Annotated in this window: 20 protein-coding genes and 8 pseudogenes; 15 read left to right on the top strand and 13 right to left on the bottom strand. The window is 66.8% G+C overall.

All coding sequences use genetic code 11. The features are described from left to right. Positions 1-118 precede the first annotated feature (118 nt). On the top strand, positions 119-526 hold the full coding sequence (locus ACWFR4_RS34175) for a hypothetical protein (protein WP_453468197.1): 408 nt from the start codon (positions 119-121) through the stop codon (positions 524-526). An 887-nt stretch (positions 527-1,413) separates the two neighbouring features. Continuing rightward, on the top strand, positions 1,414-1,740 hold the full coding sequence (locus ACWFR4_RS34180) for a hypothetical protein (RefSeq protein ID WP_453655951.1): 327 nt from the start codon (positions 1,414-1,416) through the stop codon (positions 1,738-1,740). Between the two features lie 227 nt (positions 1,741-1,967). Here the strand turns inward: ACWFR4_RS34180 and ACWFR4_RS34185 are convergent. Next, positions 1,968-2,138, bottom strand: a pseudogene (locus tag ACWFR4_RS34185) (IS5/IS1182 family transposase); the annotation flags it as partial. A gap of 70 nt (positions 2,139-2,208) precedes the next feature. On the opposite strand from ACWFR4_RS34185, the pseudogene ACWFR4_RS34190 reads away from it, so the two are divergent. Both ACWFR4_RS34190 and ACWFR4_RS34195 read left to right on the top strand, forming a co-directional pair. Further along, positions 2,209-2,469, top strand: a pseudogene (locus tag ACWFR4_RS34190) (integrase core domain-containing protein); the annotation flags it as partial. A gap of 198 nt (positions 2,470-2,667) precedes the next feature. Next, positions 2,668-3,738 (top strand): zinc-dependent alcohol dehydrogenase family protein, encoded by a 1,071-nt coding sequence (locus tag ACWFR4_RS34195; protein WP_453655952.1) that lies wholly within the window; start codon positions 2,668-2,670, stop codon positions 3,736-3,738. A 1,192-nt stretch (positions 3,739-4,930) separates the two neighbouring features. On the opposite strand, the gene ACWFR4_RS34200 is transcribed toward ACWFR4_RS34195, so the two are convergent. After that, positions 4,931-5,062 carry a hypothetical protein gene (locus ACWFR4_RS34200; RefSeq protein ID WP_453655968.1) on the bottom strand — a complete coding sequence of 44 codons (132 nt, stop codon included), beginning with the start codon at positions 5,060-5,062 and terminating at the stop codon, positions 4,931-4,933. Between the two features lie 189 nt (positions 5,063-5,251). On the opposite strand from ACWFR4_RS34200, the gene ACWFR4_RS34205 reads away from it, so the two are divergent. From ACWFR4_RS34205 to ACWFR4_RS34235, 7 genes and pseudogenes are all read left to right on the top strand, one after another. Further along, complete coding sequence (locus ACWFR4_RS34205; RefSeq protein WP_453655953.1) at positions 5,252-6,574, top strand: MFS transporter; 1,323 nt, start codon at positions 5,252-5,254, stop codon at positions 6,572-6,574. A 94-nt stretch (positions 6,575-6,668) separates the two neighbouring features. Next, on the top strand, positions 6,669-7,262 hold the full coding sequence (locus ACWFR4_RS34210) for a TetR/AcrR family transcriptional regulator (protein ID WP_453655954.1): 594 nt from the start codon (positions 6,669-6,671) through the stop codon (positions 7,260-7,262). 257 nt (positions 7,263-7,519) lie between these two features. Further along, positions 7,520-8,435: pseudogene (locus ACWFR4_RS34215) on the top strand (IS982 family transposase). A 582-nt stretch (positions 8,436-9,017) separates the two neighbouring features. Further along, on the top strand, positions 9,018-9,626 hold the full coding sequence (locus ACWFR4_RS34220; RefSeq protein ID WP_453465786.1) for a TMEM175 family protein: 609 nt from the start codon (positions 9,018-9,020) through the stop codon (positions 9,624-9,626). Positions 9,627-9,702: 76 nt separating this feature from the next. Further along, positions 9,703-11,112, top strand: a complete 1,410-nt coding sequence (locus ACWFR4_RS34225) for an alpha/beta hydrolase family protein (protein WP_453655955.1) — start codon at positions 9,703-9,705, stop codon at positions 11,110-11,112. A 65-nt stretch (positions 11,113-11,177) separates the two neighbouring features. Next, a pseudogene (locus ACWFR4_RS34230) lies at positions 11,178-11,519 on the top strand (DUF6228 family protein); the annotation flags it as partial. 202 nt (positions 11,520-11,721) lie between these two features. Beyond that, on the top strand, positions 11,722-12,318 hold the full coding sequence (locus ACWFR4_RS34235; RefSeq protein ID WP_453655956.1) for a hypothetical protein: 597 nt from the start codon (positions 11,722-11,724) through the stop codon (positions 12,316-12,318). A 23-nt stretch (positions 12,319-12,341) separates the two neighbouring features. Here the strand turns inward: ACWFR4_RS34235 and ACWFR4_RS34240 are convergent. From ACWFR4_RS34240 to ACWFR4_RS34250, 3 genes and pseudogenes are all read right to left on the bottom strand, one after another. Further along, a pseudogene (locus ACWFR4_RS34240) lies at positions 12,342-13,125 on the bottom strand (winged helix-turn-helix domain-containing protein); the annotation flags it as partial. Between the two features lie 368 nt (positions 13,126-13,493). Beyond that, positions 13,494-14,324 carry a transporter substrate-binding domain-containing protein gene (locus ACWFR4_RS34245; RefSeq protein WP_453655957.1) on the bottom strand — a complete coding sequence of 277 codons (831 nt, stop codon included), beginning with the start codon at positions 14,322-14,324 and terminating at the stop codon, positions 13,494-13,496. A 403-nt stretch (positions 14,325-14,727) separates the two neighbouring features. Continuing rightward, positions 14,728-15,273 carry a flavoprotein gene (locus tag ACWFR4_RS34250; RefSeq protein ID WP_453655958.1) on the bottom strand — a complete coding sequence of 182 codons (546 nt, stop codon included), beginning with the start codon at positions 15,271-15,273 and terminating at the stop codon, positions 14,728-14,730. A 66-nt stretch (positions 15,274-15,339) separates the two neighbouring features. On the opposite strand from ACWFR4_RS34250, the pseudogene ACWFR4_RS34255 reads away from it, so the two are divergent. Beyond that, positions 15,340-15,540, top strand: a pseudogene (locus ACWFR4_RS34255) (hypothetical protein); the annotation flags it as partial. A gap of 135 nt (positions 15,541-15,675) precedes the next feature. On the opposite strand, the gene ACWFR4_RS34260 reads toward ACWFR4_RS34255, so the two are convergent. Genes ACWFR4_RS34260 through ACWFR4_RS34270 form a run of 3 tightly spaced genes read right to left on the bottom strand, consistent with a single transcriptional unit; the run spans position 15,676 to position 16,544 of the window. Then, complete coding sequence (locus ACWFR4_RS34260; RefSeq protein ID WP_453465809.1) at positions 15,676-15,846, bottom strand: hypothetical protein; 171 nt, start codon at positions 15,844-15,846, stop codon at positions 15,676-15,678. Beyond that, positions 15,843-16,145, bottom strand: a complete 303-nt coding sequence (locus ACWFR4_RS34265; RefSeq protein WP_453655969.1) for a hypothetical protein — start codon at positions 16,143-16,145, stop codon at positions 15,843-15,845. Before ACWFR4_RS34265 ends, ACWFR4_RS34260 begins: the two co-directional genes overlap by 4 nt. A gap of 18 nt (positions 16,146-16,163) precedes the next feature. Beyond that, complete coding sequence (locus ACWFR4_RS34270) at positions 16,164-16,544, bottom strand: hypothetical protein (RefSeq protein WP_453655959.1); 381 nt, start codon at positions 16,542-16,544, stop codon at positions 16,164-16,166. 41 nt (positions 16,545-16,585) lie between these two features. Here ACWFR4_RS34270 and ACWFR4_RS34275 point away from each other — a divergent pair, with 41 nt between their 5' ends. Further along, a complete protein-coding gene (locus ACWFR4_RS34275) occupies positions 16,586-16,990 on the top strand; it encodes a hypothetical protein (protein WP_453655960.1) in 405 nt (134 codons plus the stop codon). A 15-nt stretch (positions 16,991-17,005) separates the two neighbouring features. On the opposite strand, the gene ACWFR4_RS34280 is transcribed toward ACWFR4_RS34275, so the two are convergent. Further along, complete coding sequence (locus tag ACWFR4_RS34280) at positions 17,006-17,320, bottom strand: hypothetical protein (protein ID WP_453465796.1); 315 nt, start codon at positions 17,318-17,320, stop codon at positions 17,006-17,008. A 189-nt stretch (positions 17,321-17,509) separates the two neighbouring features. Continuing rightward, positions 17,510-17,842: a hypothetical protein gene (locus tag ACWFR4_RS34285; protein WP_453655961.1), complete on the bottom strand. Its 333-nt coding sequence runs from the start codon at positions 17,840-17,842 to the stop codon at positions 17,510-17,512. A 284-nt stretch (positions 17,843-18,126) separates the two neighbouring features. On the opposite strand from ACWFR4_RS34285, the gene ACWFR4_RS34290 reads away from it, so the two are divergent. After that, positions 18,127-18,555, top strand: coding sequence for a VOC family protein (locus ACWFR4_RS34290; protein ID WP_453465801.1), 429 nt, complete (start codon positions 18,127-18,129; stop codon positions 18,553-18,555). Between the two features lie 373 nt (positions 18,556-18,928). Next, a complete protein-coding gene (locus ACWFR4_RS34295) occupies positions 18,929-20,146 on the top strand; it encodes an IS110 family transposase (protein ID WP_453655962.1) in 1,218 nt (405 codons plus the stop codon). 73 nt (positions 20,147-20,219) lie between these two features. Here the strand turns inward: ACWFR4_RS34295 and ACWFR4_RS34300 are convergent. The 3 genes and pseudogenes from ACWFR4_RS34300 to ACWFR4_RS34310 all read right to left on the bottom strand — a co-directional run. Beyond that, a pseudogene (locus ACWFR4_RS34300) lies at positions 20,220-20,987 on the bottom strand (transposase). Beyond that, entirely contained in the window at positions 20,962-21,525 is a 564-nt protein-coding gene (locus tag ACWFR4_RS34305) for a GNAT family N-acetyltransferase (protein WP_453655963.1), read from the bottom strand. Before ACWFR4_RS34305 ends, ACWFR4_RS34300 begins: the two are co-directional and overlap by 26 nt. 105 nt (positions 21,526-21,630) lie before the next feature. Next, positions 21,631-21,759, bottom strand: a pseudogene (locus tag ACWFR4_RS34310) (IS110 family transposase); the annotation flags it as partial.

A 21,759-nucleotide genomic window follows, 5' to 3' on the forward strand; every position in this document is an offset into this window, starting at 1 on the left:
CACCAATTGAGATGACTTCTTAGGCGAGTCGGGGCAGCATTTTCGGGTTGACCTGCAGCATCGGGCATCGGATGCATGCGTGCTCATGCTGGCAGGGTGATCCGTAAGGGCGAGCGCAGTGGCCGAGCTCGACCTTGCGCTTGTCGAAGTGCTCCTCGAACTCCCCCCATTCTTCGGCCGTGACGTCGACGTACTCGCCTTCGGGACGGAGGGCTCGGCGGTTGTTGAGGAACTCCTGGTAGTGCTTGACGATGCCCTCGGCGAAGATCGCGACGTAACCCTGTGTGGTCTGAAGGTTCCGATGTCCGAGCAGGGCCGTGCCGATGTGGTGGGCAGGCTGCCGTTGACGATGTCGGTCGCGAAGAGCCGGCGGAAGTCGTGCGGGGTGAACTTGGTGCCGGCGAAGGCCGGGTTCGTCTTGGCGATCTCCTCGCAGCTGCGTCCGATCATGTTGAGCGTCGCCCGGTCTCAGGGAGTGCCAAGGAACCACAACAGCCGGAACCAGCGCTGGAGATCGAACGCGTAGCTCCTGACGGTCAACGGCCGGTTGTCGTCCAGGGTGAGACCCCGGAGGTACGGAACGACGGGGGGCGACGACGATTCCGTCACCGTCCAGGACGGCGTACAGCGGTATGGATTCCAGTTCAACGACCGAACCGACACGGGGCACATCGGCCTGGCCCTCGATCAACTGGCGATGCACGTCCTGCAATACACACTTCCTTGCAGGCGTAGATCATCTCGCTCCATGATCAGAGACGATGGTGCAGTCAACACACCTCCCCTGCCGGCCGGTCCCCCTGGGCTGAGGTGGTGAGCAGCGTTCACGGCCCTATCGCAGGTCTATCGCGATCAGCGCGCAACAACGACAAAGAGCGGGACCCAGCGAGACTGGTTCCCGCTCTCTCATGTCGGCATCCGCCCTGGTCAGCACTAGGTTTCTGCTGATCCTGGGCGAGTGCCCCCGGCAGCATTCGAACCTGCGCACACGGCTCCGGGGGCCCTTTGGGCCTGTGGCGTCGCTGCTGGTCGCAGGGCCGCTTCTGCGTACTCGACGGTTCCCTGTCGACGGATAGTCCACGGGCACTGATGCCTACCCACATGCGCCGGACCGGTGCTGTGGGACGAGTCGGGGCGGGGGCTGCTGCTGGTGGAGGTACTCGCGGAGAGGTGTGTCGTAGGGGAGCGCGAACTCGGCGGGATCGTGAGGTGCAAGTTCGCCCTGGTGGACGGGGGGCCACCCGTACGCGCGCGTGACGCGACACGCCAGGCGTCGGTTCCCGATTCAACGATTTTTCGCTACATAAGGCGTCCTTGCTGGCGAGTCGGACGTAACGGTGGATTGTGGACGCGAACATGGATGTGTCCGACCCAGGCAGGCGCATTAGGCACCTGCCGTGAAAGGAGCATGGAATGCAGGTTTCCCGTTTTGCCGCCGCGCTGGGAGTGGCGGGCGCCATCCTGGTGGGCGGCGCCACTGGCGCCAGCGCCGCCGCCGCGCCTTCGGTGGTAACTCATGCCACGCACGACCGTGGTAACGACCACGGTGACGACTACAGGCGCGGCGACCACGACGGCCACTGGGGTCACCACCGTGACGGCCGCTGGGGTCACCACCGTGACGGCCGCTGGGGTCACCACCGTGACGGCGGCTGGGGTCACCACCGTGACGGCCGCTGGGGTCACGACCGCGACGACCGTGACGGCCGCTGGGGTCACGACCGCTACGACCACCGCTGACCGTCCTTGGGGGTGCCCTTCCGCTGTTGGGGGAGGGCACCCCTTCCGCGTCCTCCGCATGCCTTCGGCCGCATAGACACCCGCGGCTGGCCGAGATCTACGATCCGCTCGATTCCGACCGCAGGGATCTGGGTTCGCACATGGGTGTCGTGCAGGAGTTCAATGCCCGCCGGGTGCTGGACATCGCCTGCAGGGACGGGTGCGCGACACCGGCTTTAGACGGTGTCCTACATGGTGAGTTTGAGGAGCCGTCTGTAGCAGCAGAGGGCTGCGGCGAGGCTGAGAAATGCCAGGTAGTTGGCGGGTTGGCGCTCGTAACGGGGGCTGAGTCTGCGGTAGCCCGTCAGCCACGACATCGTCCGCGCTATCGAGGTGTTGCGACGACCGATTGAATCCGCCCAGTGCACCGATCAGCAATTCGCCGCCCTGGCAGCCGAGTTCGAAATCCAACTCTCGGTCGGCCGCACCGGCTAATGCTGGGACAACACACTCGCCGAGTCCTTCTTCGCCACCATCAAAAGCGAGTTGCTCGACACCACCGTGTGGCCCAGCAGGGCCGCCGCCCGCACGACGATCTTCGATTTCATCGAGAGCTGGTACAACTTGCGCCGACTGCACAGCAGCCTCGGTTACCGCAGTCCCGCCGGCTACGTGACCGAACACGCCGCCCGACCACCACGCCGATGGTGTCCGCCAAAGCGGAACAAGCTCAGTACGTCGCGAACCTAGCGTCGAGGTCAAGCCTGCGTACGACATGACAGCGCTCGCGAGGGAGCGCAAGCTGGGGGAGTGGAGGGGTGACACCTGGCGTTCGATCAGGCGAGGCGAGCTGTACATATGGCGTCGAGATCCGCCGGAGGTTGCGTCGTTCCGCTCCTGGCCGGAACGTCCGCCGAGTTCGTGGGGTGCTGAGAGGAACGGTCACTCATGCCGCAATCCATGCGCGCGCTCGTAGCCGGAGAGGTTGGCGAGCCGGACATTGTCCTTCGGCTGGAATCCCGGCCTGTTCCCACGCCAGAAGCCGGCCAGGCGTTGATCCGTGTGAAGGCGACTCCGATTCACGCCAGCGATCTGCACGTGTTGCGTGGTCGGTACGGTTTCTCCCCCGAGTTTCCCACTGTGGGGGGTCACATGGAATGCGTGGGCCGTATTGAGGCACTGGGGCCGGATACCGAGGGACTGAAGATTGGCGAGCGTGTGGTGGCCGTTGCTGTCCCGGCGGTACCCGGGCCACGTGTGGCCGGCACCTGGCAGGAATATCTTGTTGCCGATATGCATAGGCTTCTGCGGGTCCCCGATCGTCTGAGCGACTCCAGCGCCTGTCAGCTCGCTGTCAACCCGTTGACTGCGCTGCTCCTGGTGGCTCGCGAACTCGACGTACAGCCGGGGGAGTGGTTGTTGCAGACGGCGGCGGGCTCTACCGTCGGGCGACTCGTTATTCAGCTGGCCAGGCATCTGGGTATTCGCACGATCAATGTGGTGCGGCGGCGCGATGCCGTTGAGGAGATCAAGGCGTTTGGTGGCGACGAGGTCATTTGCACTGAGGACGAGGACTTGTTGCAGCGTGTGACTGAGATTGCAGGACCGGCTGGCGTGCACAAAGCCATCGACTGTGTCGCGGGACACGTAGGTGCCCAGGTGTTCCAGGCATTGGCTCCGGGAGGGGAGCTCGTCGTCTACGGCGCGCTCTCTACGCATCGGCAGACTGACCCGGCGGCGCTGACGATTCCGCTGCTGTCGCGCTCGGTCATCTACGAGACCAAAGCAGTTCGTGGCTTCTGGCTGAACCGCTGGTTCGGCACTGCCTCACCTACGGATGCGCTGCGCGCGCTGTCCGAGGTTCGGAGCCTCGTCGCTGATGAAGTGCTGAGCATCCCCCAAGGCCAGCCGTTCCCGCTCGAACGCTTCGCTGAAGCCATCTCATTCGCCGAAACACCCGCTCATGGCGCCAAACCGCTCCTCGTCTTCGAAGATGGCCGGGACAAAGAAGACGAGTAGGACGCGATAATCCGATAGCGGCAGCCTGCAGCGGAAGTGCAGAGGAGCATCTGATCCGTAGCTCTCGCCGGAGCGGTCAACGACGGCCATACCGGCGCCGCTACGAGGCCCCTCAAGGGCGTTACCGGACGGCGCGGTTGCTGGGGTTGCGGTACGGCACTGCTGTACAGCTGAGGGGGCCGTCCTTCAACGGGATGCCGCTCTCTCCTGCTTGTCTATCGCGGCGGCAAGTGCAAGGAGCGCCTCAACCTGGGCCATCCGTACCCGGGTCTCGGCGGAGAGTCGCCCCTTCTCCCCTCGCTCAGCTGCTTCAAGCAACTCCTGAGCCTTGTGCGCGTGCGCGGCATAGTCAGCCACGAGAGATCCCCTCGTCGTCGAGACGTCCACCGTAGCGATCACTTTGGGGCGTTGGAGTCTCATTGCCCGACTCGAGCCAAGCGGCCTCTTCGACGAGGAGGGCCCACTGGCCTGGTCGCGGGATGTGAACCTGTGGACTCATCCTTGTCAGGTCGATCAACGCGGGCTCTCGCCGCTGATGTTCGGCCGTCGAATGGCACCTGAGTGATCGCGGGGGGCCGCCCGGATCCGCCCTCGTCCACCGCTGTTGGTGTCAGGCGTTGATGTCAGACATCAACGGCCACTTGACAGTGACTGATATGGGAGTGGAGGCACCCTCGAAACCGCACCTATCAAGGCTCTTGCGGCTCGCCCACGGCAGTATCAACCGCGGAACTTCCGCGGCCTCGCCTGGTTGCCCGAATTCGGTCGATGATGAGTCCCGCAAGTCCAGCCAGGAAACAGATCGCCCCTATGCCCAGGCCCAACCGCAGCAGTGGCGGTCGGCCACCACCCAACGCACGGGCGCCGGCCCAGACCGCTCCGGCCGTGAGCCCGAGACCCTGCAGCCACCATCGATCTTCCTTGGTGTTCGTCATGTCCTCCCCCAGCCTTATACGTGATGATCCCACTCACCCCAGCTCCCATCCGTCCGCCTTCGGCCCACACATCGTGGAGCGGGCGTGGTTCATGGCGTCCAGGTGGAGCGCGCCACTGTACGAACGACCTTGACGCCCTGGGCCGCGACTGCTCGGTTCTGCCTGGGTCGATGGTGGACGGGATGGGAGCCCACGACGCTCGCCACGAACCGGCCGGCACTCGCGCACGGCGCCCCTAGATGATCGATTCCAAGGGGTCAGCGGTCATAGGCGGTCCGTGAGCGCAGGACGGGCTGTCCTGTGTGGTCGTTGTGCCAGATCGCGGCGGTCAGCGCGAGGGCACGCCGGAAGGACGCGCCGGCCGCCCGGATGGAAGTGAAGCAGCTCACCTGGGCGGCTTCGGAGCGGAAGGTCCGGCCTCGCAGGCCCGAAGCCCGCCGTGAGCCCGTGAGCCCGCGAGCCCGTGAGCGCGCCCCGAGCGACGCGCGCCTCTCCCGCTTGACCTGAGTAGACCTGTCTGTCTAATCTAGCTCCTGATTAGACAGACAGGTCTACTCATACTTCGGACGGGAATGGTCATGACGAATCTCTCGGTCGTCCCGGCGTCCAAACCGGCGCGCACCTCGGATGCGGCGCACGCCGACGCCGGATCCGCTTCCGGATCCGACCCCGCTGCCGTATCCGCGCGGGGCCGGCGGCTGCCGCCGAACGTGGCGCTGTACGTACTCGCCTCGATCACCATCTCGTTCCTGGCGGCCTCCAGCGCGCCGACCCCGCTCTACGCGGTCTACCAGGCCGAATGGGGCTTCGACCCGATCACCACCACCGTGGTCTTCGGCGTCTACGCGGTGGCCGTGCTGCTCGGGCTGCTCACCATGGGCAAGCTCTCCGACCACGTCGGCAGGCGGCCGGTGCTGCTGGCCGCGCTGGCGGCACAGGCCGGCTCGATGGTCGTGTTCGCCACCGCCGACGGCGTGTCGGGGCTGATGGTCGCCCGGATCGTCCAGGGACTGTCGACCGGCGCCGCGCTCGGCGCGATCGGGGCGGGGATGATGGACATCGACCGGCCGCGCGGCACGATCACCAACGCGGTCGTCCCGGGCATCGGCACGGCGACCGGCGCGCTGGTCTCCGGCCTCGTCGTCCAGTTCCTGCCCGCCCCCACGCATCTGGTCTACCTCGGGCTGCTGGCGGTATTCGTCCTCCAGGCCGTCGCCGTCGCGCTGATGGCGGAGACGGCGATCCGCAAGCCGGGGGCGGTGGCCAGCCTGGCGCCGGAGATCAAGCTGCCGCGCGCCGTACGCCGCCCGATGCTGGTGGCCGCGCCGGTGCTGTTCGCCGTCTGGGCGCTGGCCGGGCTGTACGGGTCCCTCGGCCCGTCCCTCGCACGGCAGTTGACCGGTTCCAGGTCCGAAGTCCTCGGCGGGCTGAGTCTGTTCGTGCTCGCCGGGGTGGCCGCCGTCTCGGTGCTGGTCCTGCGGAAGGCGGCGACCCGGACGGTGATGCTCACCGGCATCCTCGCGCTGATCGCCGGGGTGGCCCTCACCCTCGTCTCGATCCGCGGCTCCTCCTCCACAGGCTTCTTCGTCGGCACCGCCATCGCGGGCGTCGGCTTCGGCAGCGGGTTCCAGGGCGGCATCCGTACGGTGATGCCGCTGACCCGGCCGCACGAGAGCTCCGGGGTGCTGTCGCTGCTCTTCGTCGTCTCCTACCTGGGCATGGGTGTGCCCGCCGTGATCGCCGGGTTCCTCGTCGTCCACGCGGGCGGACTGACCGCCACCGCGCAGGAGTACGGCGTCGCCCTGATCGTCCTCGCGGCGTTCGCGCTGCTCGGGCTGCTGCGCGGCGGCCGGGACGGGGCGGCGGTCCTGCCGGTCGAGCGGGTCGGCGGCAACGCCTGAGGGGTGGCCTGCGGCTGGGACTCGGTTGGGACTCGGCCGGAGGGGCGCGGCCGGGGGCATAATGTAGACAGGTCTGTCTGAAGGAGTGACCGTCATGGCGAGTGTCCAGAGCACCGCGAAGCCGTCGGCGCGTGAGCGCCTGCTCGCCGCCGCGAACGAGCTGTTCTACGCCGAGGGCGTGCAGAGCGTCGGGATCGACCGGGTCATCGAGCACGCGGGCGTGGCCAAGGCGTCGCTGTACAACACCTTCGGCGGCAAGGAGCAGCTCGTCCGGGCGTACCTCGACACCCGGCACGCGGGCACCGCCGACCGGATCACCCGGGCCGTCGCGGAGCGCGACACGCCCCGCGAGCAGATGCTGGCGGTCTTCGAGTCCCAGGGGCGGCAGTTCGACCGGCCCGACTTCCACGGCTGCGCCTTCATCCGCGCCGGCGCCGAGGCCGGCCCCGGCGGGCTGGTCCAGGAAGCGGCGAACGCCTTCCGCGGCTGGATGCGCGAACTCTTCACCCGCCTCGCCGCCGAGGCCGGAGCCGCCGACCCCGACGCCCTGGGCCACCAGCTCCAACTCCTCTACGACGGCGCCGGCATCTCCGCCCTGATGGACCACGACTCCACGGTGGCCGCGGCCTCCCGCGCGGCGGCGACCGCCCTGATCGCGGCGGCGACGGGCGCATCCGCCGAGGCATGAGCGGCGTTCGGCACGCACGCGGGCCGGGACCGCGGGCGTGAACCACGAGGTGCGCCAGGGCTACTGACGCGGCGTCGCTAGAGCGGCCCGGGCCGACGCACCGGGCCGCCCGGCTCCGGTCGGTCCCGATCCGCGGACGGTGCGCCTCAGCCCGCTCGGCCGACGTCTGTCCGCTGGTTTCCCGACGCAGCACCACTAGGTGATCGATTCCAAGGGATCGGCTGCGCGCATGGGACGAGGGCATCCAACGTCAGTGTGTGAAGCCAGAGTTGGACACCCTAGCGACCGCACTCCATGCGAAGACAGATGACCTGCTGAAGGCGTCTCCGCATCTCGCGCCCTGGCGGCCGGCCGTGGGGATCGCCCCGCAGCTCACCGACGCCGAGCTGGTCACACTGGCAGTGGTGCAGGCCATGCTCGGCTTCACCTCGGAGGCCAGATGGCTCCGCCACGCCCGTTCCCACCTGAGGCATCTCTTGCCGTACCTGCCCAAGCAGCCCGGCTACAACAAAGCGGCTGCGCAAGAGCGCCGAACTGCTCCGCCGGGTCACCCGGCTGCCGGCCGCCGACACCTCGGTGTGGAGCGACGACGTGTGGATCGTCGACTCCGCACCGGTCGAATGCGGCCGCTCCCTCGAGACCGTGAAACTCTCCGACCTGGCCGGGTGGGCCGAGTACGGGTACTGCGCCAGTCACAGCCGGTTCTCTTGAGGGCTGCGGCTGCACCTGGTGTGCACCCTCCAGGGGCTTCCCGTCGCGTTCGCGCTGACCGGCGCCAAGGCACACGAGCGCGAGACTCTGCTGGACCTCCTGGCCGCCGAAGCGGGCCTCGTTGCCGCACGTCCCGCCCTGGCGCTGATCGGCGACAAGAACTACTTCGGACGGGGCTTCGAACACGAACTGGCCGAGTAGGACATCCGGCTGCTCCGGCCAGCCCGCAAGGGCGAGCCGGAACGGCCCGGAGCACCACTGTTCAAGCCATTGCGGCAGATCAGCGAGTCGGTCAACGAAACTTTCAAGGGTCAACTCGATCTCGAACAGCACCGAGGGCGCACGCCCGGCGGTGTCGTCGCCCGCGTCATGCAGCGCATCCTCGCGCTGACCGCCACGATCTGGCACAACGACCACACAGGACAGCCCGTCCTGCGCTCACTGACCGCCTATGACCACTGACCCCTTGGAATCGATCACCTGGTGGTGCCTGCTGCTCCTCGCTGTTCCCCGCGGGTCCCCGCTCGATCTGGCACCGCTGCCGTGCGCTGTAGATTCGACGCCTCCACCACACACGGAGGCCCTCGCCTTCTTCAAGGCCCGCGCGTGTCAACAACGCTCATGCTCAATACATCTAGCCGCGGATCGTAGGCAGCAATACGCTGCGCCCATGAACCTGGGGGATATGGGGCGTGGGATCTTCGCTGTTGGACACGGCGGGTTGGCGCCCCTCAAGCGTCACACAAGCGCGGGATGGTCGTCCGGAATCTGGGGACTGATCGCGGTCCTGGTCATCCTGACGCTTGTGGCGGTCTTGGTGTTCTCCGTACGACGGGGCTCCTCGTCGGATGACGAAGACTGACGCTTAGCAGAGCGCGAACAGCGAGATCACTGCTGTTCCGGTGTACGCGCAACACGCGGTCGACGTAGCGGCCTTGGGCCGGCACGTGTTCCCGCCCCTCGCCCTGCACCTTCACCGCGGCGAGTGGACGACACGTGCCTGGTTGGCTCCGCCTGCGGAGGGCGGGTGCTACGACAGGTTCCATGAACGAAAGTGAAGGGCGGCCATTCGGCCAACCCGAGGTGGATCTTGTATCGAAGGGCAGGATGCTCGCTCTCACCGACGGTGTGGTGGCCATCGCCATGACGTTGCTCGTGCTGGACATCAAGCTGCCCGAGGGGCTTCGCGGGGCGGAACTGCACCAGGCACTGGAGGAAGTCCAGTCGCAGGCGGGCGCCTTCCTGCTGAGTGCGGTGGTGATCGCGCTGTTCTGGCGGGCCCACCACGCGGCGCTGCGGAACGCGGGGCCGATCGACTCGTACCTGTTCTGGCTCAACGTGACATTCCTGTTGCTGGTGTCGTCGATTCCCTTTCCCACCAAAGTTCTTGAGGACTACGGCGACCAGTTCCTCGGTCCGGGTTTGTACGGGGCCGTCATCGGCACGGCCGCACTGGTGCTCTATGCGATGGAACTGCGCACCAGCCACTCCGTCGGCGCGCCCTGGCGCCGCGTCCCACTCCCTGCTCAGGCCGTCGTGTTTCTGCTCTCGGTGGGGATCGCACGAGTCTCGCCCGCCGTTGCGATCTACAGCTGGGCCGCGGCCGTGCCTCTCTCCATGGTGGCCGACCGGATCGCGGCACGGGGTCGCTGACCGGATGTTCCAGTCGAGGGAACGAGCTGTGTCGTGCCGGGAGGTGCAGGCGGCGCGGGCCATACGGTCAGCTGGCATGACCCACGAATCGCAGGACGCATCCCACCTGAGCCGGCGCACCGCCCTCGCCGGGCTCGTCGGTGGGGCCGGGGTCGCGCTGGCTGCCGGTTGCACCTCCTCGAACAGAACCTCCGCACAAGGGGTCGCACCCAGGCCCACGGCGTCGGCCACCGGCTCGTCGGCGGGTGCCACGCCCGGGGTGATGACGCTCTTCCGGGACCCGGCGTTCAACTTCAGTGGCCTCTGGGCCCTCGGCGGGGCCGGGTTCGGCGGCAGCGAGGTGGGCGAGGTGCTCACCGCCGTGAACACGATCAACAAGGCCGGCCTCTCCGCGCAGACGTACGTCGAGACCTTCAAGAAGCTCGGCGACCAGCTGATGGAGGCGCCCGAGGGCAGCAAGCCCGACCGGCAGACCAGGCGCCTGCGCGCTCTGCGGGCGGCGCAGTACTACGCCCAGGCTCTGTTCTTCGTCCTCGGCTCCGACACCCCCGAGACTGAGGAGCAGCTGTACAGGGCCGGGCGCGGCGCCTGGGACAAGTTCTGTGAGCTGTGCGACCCAGCGCCGGTGGCGGCGGACATCCCCTACGGGAAGACCCCGCTGCCTGTGTGGTTCTTCCGCCCTGACGACTCCGGAAAACAGCGCCCCACCGTGATCCTCACGAACGGCAGCGACGGGCAGAACGTCGACATGTGGGCCTACGGCGTTTCGGCCGCCCTGGAGCGTGACTGGAACGCCCTCGTGTACGACGGGCCGGGCCAGGGGCAATTGCTCTTTGTGGACCGGGTGGTTTTCACACCGCGCTGGGAGACGGTGGTCACGCCGCTCGTCGACTGGCTGGTCGCCCGTTCCGACGTGGACGCCGACAGGATCGCCCTGACCGGGCTGAGCATGGCGGGCAACCTGGCCCCCCGGGCCGCGGCCTTCGAGAAGCGCATCGCTGCCCTGGTGGCGATGCCCGGATGCCTGGAACCCTGGCTGGGTTTCCCGCCGGAGATTCGGAAGATCCTCACCCCGAACAAGGCGCAGACCAACAACATCTGGAACAAAGAAGTCGTCCCCGACCTGCCTGCGGCCGCTGCCGCGACGATGAAGAAGCGCTTCGAGCCCTTCTCCATCCCGGCGATGCTCGCTGCCCGCGAGGGCAGAGTCTTCACGGACTTCTACACCCCCGCCAAAAGCATCGAGTCACTGACCATCACGAGCGTGGTAGACCGCATCACGATGCCCACCCTGGTCCTTGACTACGAGGACGAGCAGTTCTATCCCGGACAGCCACGGACGATGTTCGACAAACTGACGTCCCCCAAGGACTACGTGAAGCTCACCGCGGCCACCGGCGCGCAGCTGCACTGTTCCCCGATGGCCCCACAGCAGCACTGCGACGTCGTCTTCGACTGGCTGCAGGAGACGCTGCCGGGACGCTGATAGCCAGGTTCCAGCCGCTCGCCGAACGGTGATCGGCGAGACAAGACAGACGACCGACGTCATCACATATGGTGCTCGACTTCCTGGTGACGGCTCAAGGCGAGTCGGTGAAGATCGAGGTCATGGTGAGGACTTGGGACGGTGACGGTCTTGACGTCTTCCTTGCTGGGCTGGCAGAAGAGTTCCGAGGATGGGACGGAACTAGGGCATGGCGCTCTCTTGAGGATGACCTGACGCTGGCGGCCGAGCATGCAGGCTCACACGTCCGGTTGAGGTGGGCGCTACACGACCGATTCCCTGACGAAGAATGGCGCTTCGAGGCGACGACCAGCCACGCTCCCGGAGAAGACATGCGCCGTCTCGCCGTCGAGATGCGTACCTTTCTGGAATCTGAGCCCCTGCAATGAGCGGACAGCTCGTCGGTCATCTATGACCGACATAACGAGTCGAGTTGTCGATGTGTGATAGCGCCAGTCGCCGTTATAGGGGGCGTGCCCGGGCTGCGGTCCGGCACCTCCGCCCTCGAGGGTCGGCAGGCTCACGGGCGTTGGCAGCCAGGTCGTCAAAATGCAGTAAGCGTTGGCTCGCCCTACCAGCACACTGGACGACATGGATGGACTGTATGTGGTCAGGCGTGAGCCGACCTGGCGCGAGGAGCCGGAGTCGGACGACGAGTACGACAACGGCACGGATCACAAGACCCTGTATGCCCTCTTCGGGCTGGCCATCTACAAGGCCAACGTCCTCGAACACTCTCTCGTCAATGCTCTCGCGCTCACCAAGCTCGTTACGGCGAGGGAGCAGGGAGAGCAGCTCATGCGCGATCCCTGGGCTCAAGGCTTCAAGGACATGATGGGGAAACTCATCAAGCGCGTCGAGGCGCACACCAGCGTTTACCCGGAGGTCGGCAACGACCTCACCAGGAGCTTGAAGCGGCGTAACGACCTGGTTCACAACTTTTGGCGCGAGCGCATCCAAGAGACGATCACCGAGGCGAGCCGGGCCAAGCTGTGCGCAGACCTGAAAACGGACTGCCAACTGTTCACTCAGACGGACGAACGCTTCAGCGAGAGGGTCCTAAACCCCATCATGGCGAAGATCGGGGTCACGCCCGAGGACGTCGAAGCCCAGTACTTGAAGGAGCGCCGCGAGGCGATGGCGCGCTACGAGACCGAGGCGTTCACGGCCGAAAAGAACCCGACCTGACCTCGCGCTCAGCTCGCCCGACTCATCGGGCCGCCGAGTTGCTGGTGTGCGGCGTCCAGTAGGTGTGCGTAGTCGGTCTCGGTGAAGCCCTTGTGCCGGCTCTTGGCGGGGCCGCGGTCGAGGTGGATGCGATAGATGAGCCGGGTCCGGTGGCTGGACTTGGTGCAGATCAGGGCGGCCATGGAGACGCGTTTGGTGCCGCGGCGGTGACGCGCACGACGGGTGTGTGGCCTCGTCGGCCCCAGGTTCGGCCTTTGGGCGGCCTCAGCCCCTGGCCGGCTTCGTCCTCGAAGCAGAGCCGGGCGCCCAGGTCCGTCGCCGTCTTTTTATGACGGGCCACTGCTCGTCCTTCCAGGTGGCGGTCTTCGCCTCGTCGCGCTCGGTGGCCTTGCGGGAGGGGACCTGCACGCTCCAGCCGATGCGGTACAGCAGCAGGTCCATCCCGGCCAGGGTGTACTCGACGCTGAATCGGTGTCGCACGACCTCGGTGATCCTTGCCGGGGTCCAGCACTGGTCGCTCCAGCCCGCGGCTGCCGGGCCGGCATCCAACACCGCTTCCAGTGCACGCAGTTGACTCGCATCGAGTTTGCAGCGGGCGCCGCCGGGGCCCTTGGAGACCAGTGCCTGTCGCCCGCCCGCAGCCAACGCCCGCCGCCAGCGGTTCGCCGACATCCGGGTCACTCTGAACTGCCGGGCCACCTCCCGGTCACTGGCCCCCGCTTCGATCAGATCAGCGGCCGCCAACCGGACCTGCGCACGCCGAACCCGCTCCTCAGCCGTCAGCCCTCCGCCATCGGGATACCTCATTCCTCCGGCATAGCGCAGCCCACGCCAGCCGTCACGACCCCACATAACCCACATCCTTAAGGATCTCTAGGCGTCCACGGGCTCGTATCCGTTTATCTCTGCTGTGAGGCCCCATGGCTCGTGACCAGTGATCATTGCTTGGACTGTCTCGCCTTGGTGAAGCTCGCTGAGGGGACGTCTTGACTTATCTGCCATGGCGGCATCAAGTCGCGTCCTTCGAGAGTGTTGCTGTCGACGTTCTGCTCGACGGCCTGGATGCGGATACCGCGGCCTCGTAGTTCGATGCCCACGATGATGAGGTTCTGGACGGAGTGGAAGAGCCGGTCGAGCCGGGTGACTGTGATGGTGCCTGAGGAGCACGACTCGGCTCAACTCATCCATTCCGCCTCGTACTTGGCGTACGTCCCGTCGTGCGTCGCCAGATGCACGAACTGGGTCACGTACTCCTGGAAGGCGCTGTCGCCGCGCGGCGTCGCGTACGCCTTCTCGGCGAACGTGAACGGCTTGTCGGGGTGGACCGAGCACAGCTCGGGGTGGAGCTTCGACTGGTAGAGCGTCTCGCTCGCGTCGGTCATCATCACGTCCGCCCGGCCCGCCACGATCTCGTCGAAGATCGTGGTGTTGTCCGGGTGGACCTTGATGGTGGCCTGTTTGATGTTCGCGCGGGCGAACTGCTCGTTCGTGCCACCCGGGTTGACGACCACGGTCGTCCCGGCCTGGTCGATGTCCTTGAGCGTCTGGTACTTGTCCTTGTCCGCGCAGCGCACGATCGGCGTCTTGCCGTCCTCGCGGGTCGGTTCGCTGAAGTACACCTGGCGGGCGCGGGGAAGCGTGATCGAGACGCCGCCGACGCCGATTTCGCACTTCCCGCCCGCCAGGTCCTTCGTGAGATTCGCCCATGTGGTGTCCACGAAACGGGCCTTGGCGTCCAGGCTCTTCGCGAGGTCCTGGGCCATGTCGATGTCGATGCCGCTGTACGAACCGTCCTTCGGGTCCTTGTACGTGAACGGTCGGTAGTCGCCCGTGGTGCACACGCGCAGCACCTTGGACTTCGGCACGGTGTCCAGCAGGCTCTCCTGCTGCTTCTTCGCGGGGCGGTCCACCCCCGACGGCTCGGCGGGCGCGGCGGCGGTCACGGCCAGCAGGCAGACCAGGGCGGACAGGGTGGCAGTACGTTGTCTGGACGCACGGCGGCTCATCGCGACTCCTCGGCACAATGGTTGCAGGATGAAGTGATCACCCTGGCAGAAGAGTTCACGCAGGTGAAGACGGTGTCCACGGGTCGGGAAGGCTGAGCCGTGCGGGACGCGTCCTACCTGGGACGGAGAAGCATGACGCGCATGGAGGCGCCGTTACTGCACACACCGCGCCGACGGACACCTCACCGGCATCGACAACCTCCACGCCCGGTCCGCGCCGCTTTGACCTCGACCCCGCAGGCTGCGTCACCGCTGTGCGCGCGGCGAACTGGAGCGAGACCTGAGCCTACGACGCGATGGGCAACCAGGCCGACGCCACCTGGCCCGCCCGCCACGCCGGACAGGACGCCACCTTCTAGCGTCAACGCAGCCCCATCGCATTCGGGCGATGGGGGCCGTTTCGTCATGCCCGCTCGGCCAGCCCCCGCGCGGCCGCAAGCGCCGCATCCCACGGGTATGCCTTCGGCTTCCCGGATCCTGCCGGGTTGGGCTCGAACCCGCCAGCGCCGTACAGGACCGTGACGCCCTGCTCGCGCAGTTCGGTGACGCTTCGGTCGAGCTGCCGGTGTTGGGCGTACGCGGCATTCACACACGGCATCGTCACTGTCGGAATGCCCTTGCCGATGCCTTCGGCGACGACGCCGACCACGAACGACGACGTGATGCCGAGCGCCCACGAGTTGATGCTGTTGAAGGTAGCTGGGGCGAACAGGATGACGTCGGCTTCGGGCCAGACATCCGGCTGATCCGGCAACTTGTACTCGCTACGGACCGGGTGACCGGTCATTGCTGCGAGTCCGTCGAGGCTCTCGTCGAGCCAACGCGCTGCGGTCGGCGTCAGCCCGAGGCAGACGTCCCACCCGTCGGCCTGCGCCGTCTCGATGACCCGCGCCACGTCGAACGCAGGGGGCGCGGCTGACGCGAACAGGTACAAGGTCCGTGAGGTCATGCCCTCATCTCATCCCGCACCGTTGATCACACGCAACCGCCCCCGCTCCGAGGGGAACGAGGGCGATTGCCGGTCCAGCGCCAGGGAGCGAGCGCGAGTACCGTTCCAAATGGTGAGTCAGGAACGGAGTTCCAGTATGCCCAGAGACGACCACGCAGGGGCCCCCGCATCGCAGAAGCCCGCAAGCTCGGCGGATACACGCAACGTGGATTCGCCGGCGCGATCGGCTTCTCCCACAGCCTGCTCCACCAAGTCGAGGGCGGCCACAAGCCGGCGTCCCCCGACTTCATCGCGGCATGCGCCAGGGCACTGCGCGTCGACGTCACAGCCCTGACAGGGCAGCCGTACATGACCGAGCTGCAACGGGATCGCCTCGCTGAGCTGATCCGTCCCATCCGTGAGTCACTCGACCTGTACGGCCTCGGCGCCGACCCCGACGTCACGGCCCGCTCGGCGTACGAACTCACTGTCGGCGCCGACCTGTTGTGCCAGCACGTCCGGGCAGCCTGCGAGGACGTGCTCGGCGCCGAGGGCCGCGTCGCCGTTCCACCGGAACTGTCCGCGCTGCGTCACTCGGCATTCACCTCCGTACTGGCCGGCACGGGCAGACCCGACGCGGTGTGCTGTGCGGTGCTGATGGCGGTGGTGCGGCGCCCGCCGGGGAGCGTGAGGCCTGAACCGGGCGGGCAGTCGACGCCGGGCGCGGCAATGATCTGCGCGGTGGATACGACCTCGGCGCCGGTCCGGTCGCGCACTTGCCGCACGGTCTCGTCGACCAGGGCGCGGGCAGCGGTGACGGGCGGCCCGTAGCGGGGCCGGTACGCCGACGTACCGAGGTACGGCTCGAGGTCACCTCGTGCCGCAACAGCCATCCGGGGACTCTCACCAGATCACCCCGGCAGCAATTCGGCGCGGCGCAACCAGCGCTGCGCCCGCGGGGCGAGGTCGAGGCCGGTCGGCCCCGGCGTCGTGTCGGACCGGCCGGACAGGGACGCAGGCCCGATGGACACGGAGTCCCATCGGCCCGCGGCCCCGGTCCCGTCGTCCCCGGTTGCCTGCTGGTACTCGATCTGCGTGCACGTAGCGTCGGCAAGGGGCGAGGCGACGTCGGGGTCGGTCGGCATACCTGCGTCGTCGACGCAGTAGACGGCCGTCAACAGGGCGTCGTCGATGTCCTCGGACGCGTGGGTGAGCAGCCGGTCGGCGTCCGACGGGGCAGGCTTTCCGGTCCACGCGGCGAGTTGGTCGGCGGTGGCATACGCGATGCGCAAAAGGGTTCCTCCATTGCTCTCGGCCCTGCTTCAATGCGCGCATGGATCAGATTCCGGTGTTCTTCGGCTTGTTCGCCGGTGGTGCAGGGCTTGCTGCCTCGCACCTCAGTCGGCAGCAACGCAAGATCACCAGTCACCTCATCGATGGACGGCGCATCAAGGTCGTCTGTGTCCTGAAAGACCCTCAAGCGCCCAGATGGACACGCGGGCACTTTGTGATCGAGTCCGGGGCTTGGTCCTGGGAGCCTCGTCCGCGTCAAAAGAACCCGTTGATGTTGCCCCCTGATCTGGAAGTGGCACGTGTACGGGAACTGGGGCTGAAGGAGAGCACACGTCTCAATGGCCGCTTCTTGGTCATGGAGTGCACATCGGCCCAGGGCGAGGTGCTTGTTGCGGCACTGCATGGGCACGCCGAGCACGTGATCATGGCTCTAAGCGGCCCCTGACGCCACTGCCCGCCTCTATCTCGTGGTGTCTTCGATGAGACCGGCGGTGACGCTCGCCCCGGTCGACCAGTCGCAGTACACGAACCCGTCGACCTGCAACGCCCCGGGCCCCTCGGGGATATAGGCGGTGGCGCCGGCCGCGACGCTCACCGTGCGGTCCGGCACGGTAAGGCCACCGACCCGCGTATTACTGCGGATGGTGACCGTGATCGCCGAGGCAGCGGCGTTACGCACGATGAGCTTGCGGCGGCCCGTGTAGCGCCACTGGTTGCCGTTGGTGCTGTCGACCGCGCCCAGGGTCACCGCGGCAAGCGGCACCGCGGCGGACACGGCCTGCGCCGTGATCTCGGTACGGGGGATCAGGCATCACCCTTCTTACGCGGCGAACGCCCCGCGGGCTTGGCCTGCGGGGCGTCCTCGGTGGTGTCCGGCTCGGTGGTGTCCGGCTCTTCGTCGGTGTCATGGTAGCGGCGCAACAGCAACCCGCCCCTCCTTAGGTGAGTTGAGGCGTGCTGCTGATCAGGTCGCAGAGAGGGTGCCGACGCAGACACCCTTGTCGTCGAGGCGCTTCACGGCGTAGTGAAGGTTCGTCGTGACGACGGTCGTGCGCTTGAGAATGTCGCGATCGGTCTCGACGATCGGCCGGCGCTTGTAGAGCAGGCCCATCGAGTTGTTCTTGAGAAGCAGGAACTTGCCCGCGGTGATCCGGTTCGTGACGATGACCGGCAGACCCGCGACGGCGCCGATCTGACCAGTGGTCACCGGGGTCTGGGCGCGGGAGTAGGCCGGGATCGCTCGGGGGTTGGAGTGCACAGTGACCTGTTCGAGTCCGAGCCCCGCTGCACTCCTCATCTGGCTCCGTTCATGACCGGCGCGACGGAGACCCACGGCGGCTCATTTGCCGCCGGGCCTCGGTGGAGTCGCTGGGGCACAACGGCGTTGCCTCAGGCCATGATTGACCACTAGGGTCGGGTGGGTGACTGCCGGGTCGGCCATGGGCCATTCACGAGTGAGGTTCCCGGCCTCGGCGTGAGCGCGAGGCGGGCGAGAGGCCCGCCCCCTTCTCCGCGTCTTTGCATCGGCGCCCGCATGCGGCGCCCCATCCCAGCGGATCCAAAGACCCGGAGACACCACTGATGTCATACGACCAGCAGCACCCGAACGAATCCGCGCTGCCGGCGACCGCCGTCCAGCTGAACCACACCGCCATCTACGCCAGGGACCGGCACCTGTCGGCCGAGTTCATCACCGCGATCCTGGGGCTGAAGGTCGGTGCTCCGTTCGGGCCCTTCCTGCCCGTCGACCTCGGCAACGGCGTGACGCTCGACTACTACGAGAAGCGGGACGAGCCGATCCAGTCGCAGCACTACGCATTCCTCGTGCCCGACGAGCAGTTCGACGCCATGATCGCCCGCCTGGAGGCGGTTGGGGTCACCTACTACGCCGACCCCAGCCACACCGAACCCGGCCAGATCAACCGTCTTTTCGGCGGTCGCGGCGCGTACTTCGAGGACCCGGACGGCCACAACATGGAGATCATGACCCGGCCCTACATCCGCCCCTAGCGGACCGCCTGGCGGCAGTCCGAGGAGCCCTCCTCGCCGGCTGGCTCTTCAACTTGGAAACCTGGGCCAAACGCCTGGGCCAGCGGGGTGAGCCGCTTGGCGAGGAGGTGATGAATGCATGACCGGGGTGACGCATTACCTGTTCGAGGAGACACGGGCTACAAAGGTTGTCCTACCTTCTTGGCGTGGGCCTGCTCTGGTCGTTCGTAGGATCGGAGGGCCCGGGGGCTTCGGGTATGGCTGTAAAGGTTGAGCCGCTGGATGGCTTACGGGACTTGGCCGCCCGAAGCCCCACGACGACCCGACCGCCAATTGGGATACGCGACTTGATCGCTGCTGTAGGACAACGCCGGCGCGGTCGTCTGCGGGTTCCATGTGCGACGAGCTGGCGGAGGGAAACGTGCCCGACATCTGGGCCGGTGTGGACATCGGCAAGACACATCACCACGCCGTGGCGATCAACGCGGAGGGCAAGCGGCTGCTGTCCCGCCGGATCCGCAATGACGAGACCGAACTGCTGACACTGCTCGGCGACGTGTTGGCGATATCCGATGACGTGTTGTGGGCCGTCGACCTTAACCATGGCGGTGCTGCTCTCCTGATCGGTCTGCTCACCGCTCACGGCCAGTCTGTCGCCTACCTCACCGGCCTGACAGTGCACCGCGCCTCGGCAACCTACCGGGGCGAGGGAAAGACCGACGCGAAGGACGCCTTCGTCATCGCCGACCAGGCACGCATCCGCCGGGACCTGGGACTGCTCAGGCCCGGCGACGAGATCGCCATCGATCTGCGCACGCTGACGACCAGACGTCTGGACCTCGTCTTCGATCGCACCCGTCAGATCAACCGGCTCCGCGCCCAACTGCTGGAGATCTTCCCCGCGTTGGAGCGGGCACTGGATTTGACCAACAAAGGTCCGGTGATGCTGCTGACGGGATACCAGACTCCGGCAGCAATCAGACGAGCAGGCACGAAGCGGATCGAGACCTGGCTCAAGAACCGCAAAGTTAAAGGTGCCGCTGCACTGGCTCACGCGGTGGTGGAAGCCGCCCAGGCTCAGCACGCCGCGCTGCCCGGCGAGACGGTGGCCGCAGCGATGGTGGTTCGCCTCGCGAGGGCAGTGATGGCCCTCGAGGAGGAGATCGCGGAACTCGACGCCCTCATCGAAGCCCGGTTTCACGAACATCCGCTGGCCGACGTGATCCTCAGCCTGCCCGGCATGGGCACCAGGCTCGGCGCGGAGTTCATCGCCGCAACGGGCGGCGACATGGACGCCTTCGGCAGTGCCGACCGCCTGGCCGGCTTCGCCGGTCTGGCCCCGCAGCCCCGAGACTCGGGCCGTGTCAGCGGCAACCTGCGCAGACCCCGCCGCTATCACCGCGGTCTACTCCGGACCATGTACTTGTCGGCGATGGCCAGCCTCAAGTCCTGTCCTGACTCCAAGGTGTACTACCAACGCAAGCGGCGGGAAGGGAAAGGCCACAAGCAGGCTTTGCTTGCCCTGGCTCGTCGTCGCGTCAACGTTCTGTGGGCGATGATCCGTGACGGAGTGTGCTATCAGCACTCACTTCCAGTTGCGGCTGCGGGTTGACATCAGCATTGGGAAGTCCCGTAATTGATCTCCCCGAGCCCGGACAGCAGCTCTGTGCGTCCTGGCTCCGTGTTCAGCCGGCGAGGTTGAGGTTGTGGAGGTGGGCGATGCCGAGCATGGCGTGGTGGACGCCGTCGCCCTTGAGGCGGCAGTCGCGGAGGATCTTCCAGGTCTTCATGCGGGCGAAGACGTGCTCGACGCGGGCGCGGACTTGTTTGTGCGAGTGGTTATGCTCCTGCTTCCATGCGGGCAACTCCTCGCCCGGGGTGCGGCGGTGGGGCATGAGGAGCCCGGTGCCCGGATAGCCGCCGTCGGCCATCGTCAGGGACTTACCCACGGCGGCCTTCGCGCCGGACTCCTCCCACGCCTTGCAGTCGTTGCGGTTGCCGGGCAGCGGACGGCCGACCACGACAACCAGGCGGGTGTCGGCGTCGATGACGACCTGGTGGTTGGTGGAGTATCGGTAGTTCTTGGACTGCTCGGCGACCGCGTGGTCGCGGGTGGGAACCAGGGTGCCGTCCACGATGAGGACGGTGTCCTTGGCGAACCGCTTGCGCTGCCGCTAGGGCGATCTTCGGGCCGAGGTGGTCGATGACCCGGTTGGCGGAGGACTTTGACACCCCGAACAGTGGGGCCAATTGTCGCAGAGTGAGGTTGGTGCGCCAGTATGCGGCTACCGGCAGCACGCGATCCTCCAGCGGCAGCTTCCATGGCCGCCCCGGGCCGGGGTGTCGGCATTCTCTTGGCGCAGCTGCTTCACCAACTTCCCGAAGACCCGCGAACTCAGCCCGGTGAACGGGGCTATCCAAGTCGGCTCAGACGCCGTGATCACACCGGCCACAGCAAGATCGTCTCACTGGGGCCGACTCGAGCTCGATCTCCTGGCCTTCAATGAGTACCTTGGCGTACCAGTGATCCGCCTTGCCATGCCCTTCGTATGGCGCGGTCTCCTTGTAGCCGTGCCTGATGTACAAAGCTCGTGCCTCAGCAAGTTGGGTGTTGGTCTCACACACAATCCTGGTGGCACCGAGCCTCGCAGCAGATTCCTCGACGGCGAGGAGGAGGCCGCGGCCCAATCCTGCTCCCCGCCCGGCGGGGCGCACGTACATCCGCTTGAGCTCCGCAGTCTCAGGATCACTCCTCAGCAGTCGCAACCCTGCGCAGCCCAGGAACTCGCCCTCACCGTTGCGTGCTACGAGAAACTCGCCGGCAGGCGGGCTGAGGTCATGGTGAGGGTCCTCAACAAGCACCGCTCGAAGCTCTGCCTCTGTGGCTGAACGCTCCAGCACCCGCCGCCCCATCTCGGTGAAGTACTGACGCGTCACCTCGTCGACATCCGTGCCAATGACGGGCTCCGCCTTGATAGTCCAGGTTGACATGCAGGCCATGGTCCCGGACTCACCCGTGGCCGTCCACGGTCCTACCGACAGGTTTCCGTCCAGCCCACACCACGGAGATCGTTACGGGACTTCCCAATGCTGATGTCAACCCGCAGCCGCAACTGGAAGTGACTGCTGGTAGCACACTCCGTCACGGATCATCGCCCACAGAACGTTGACGCGACGACGAGCCAGGGCAAGCAAAGCCTGCTTGTGGCCTTTCCCTTCCCGCCG

Source organism: Streptomyces sp. NPDC055140 (assembly GCF_053607285.1).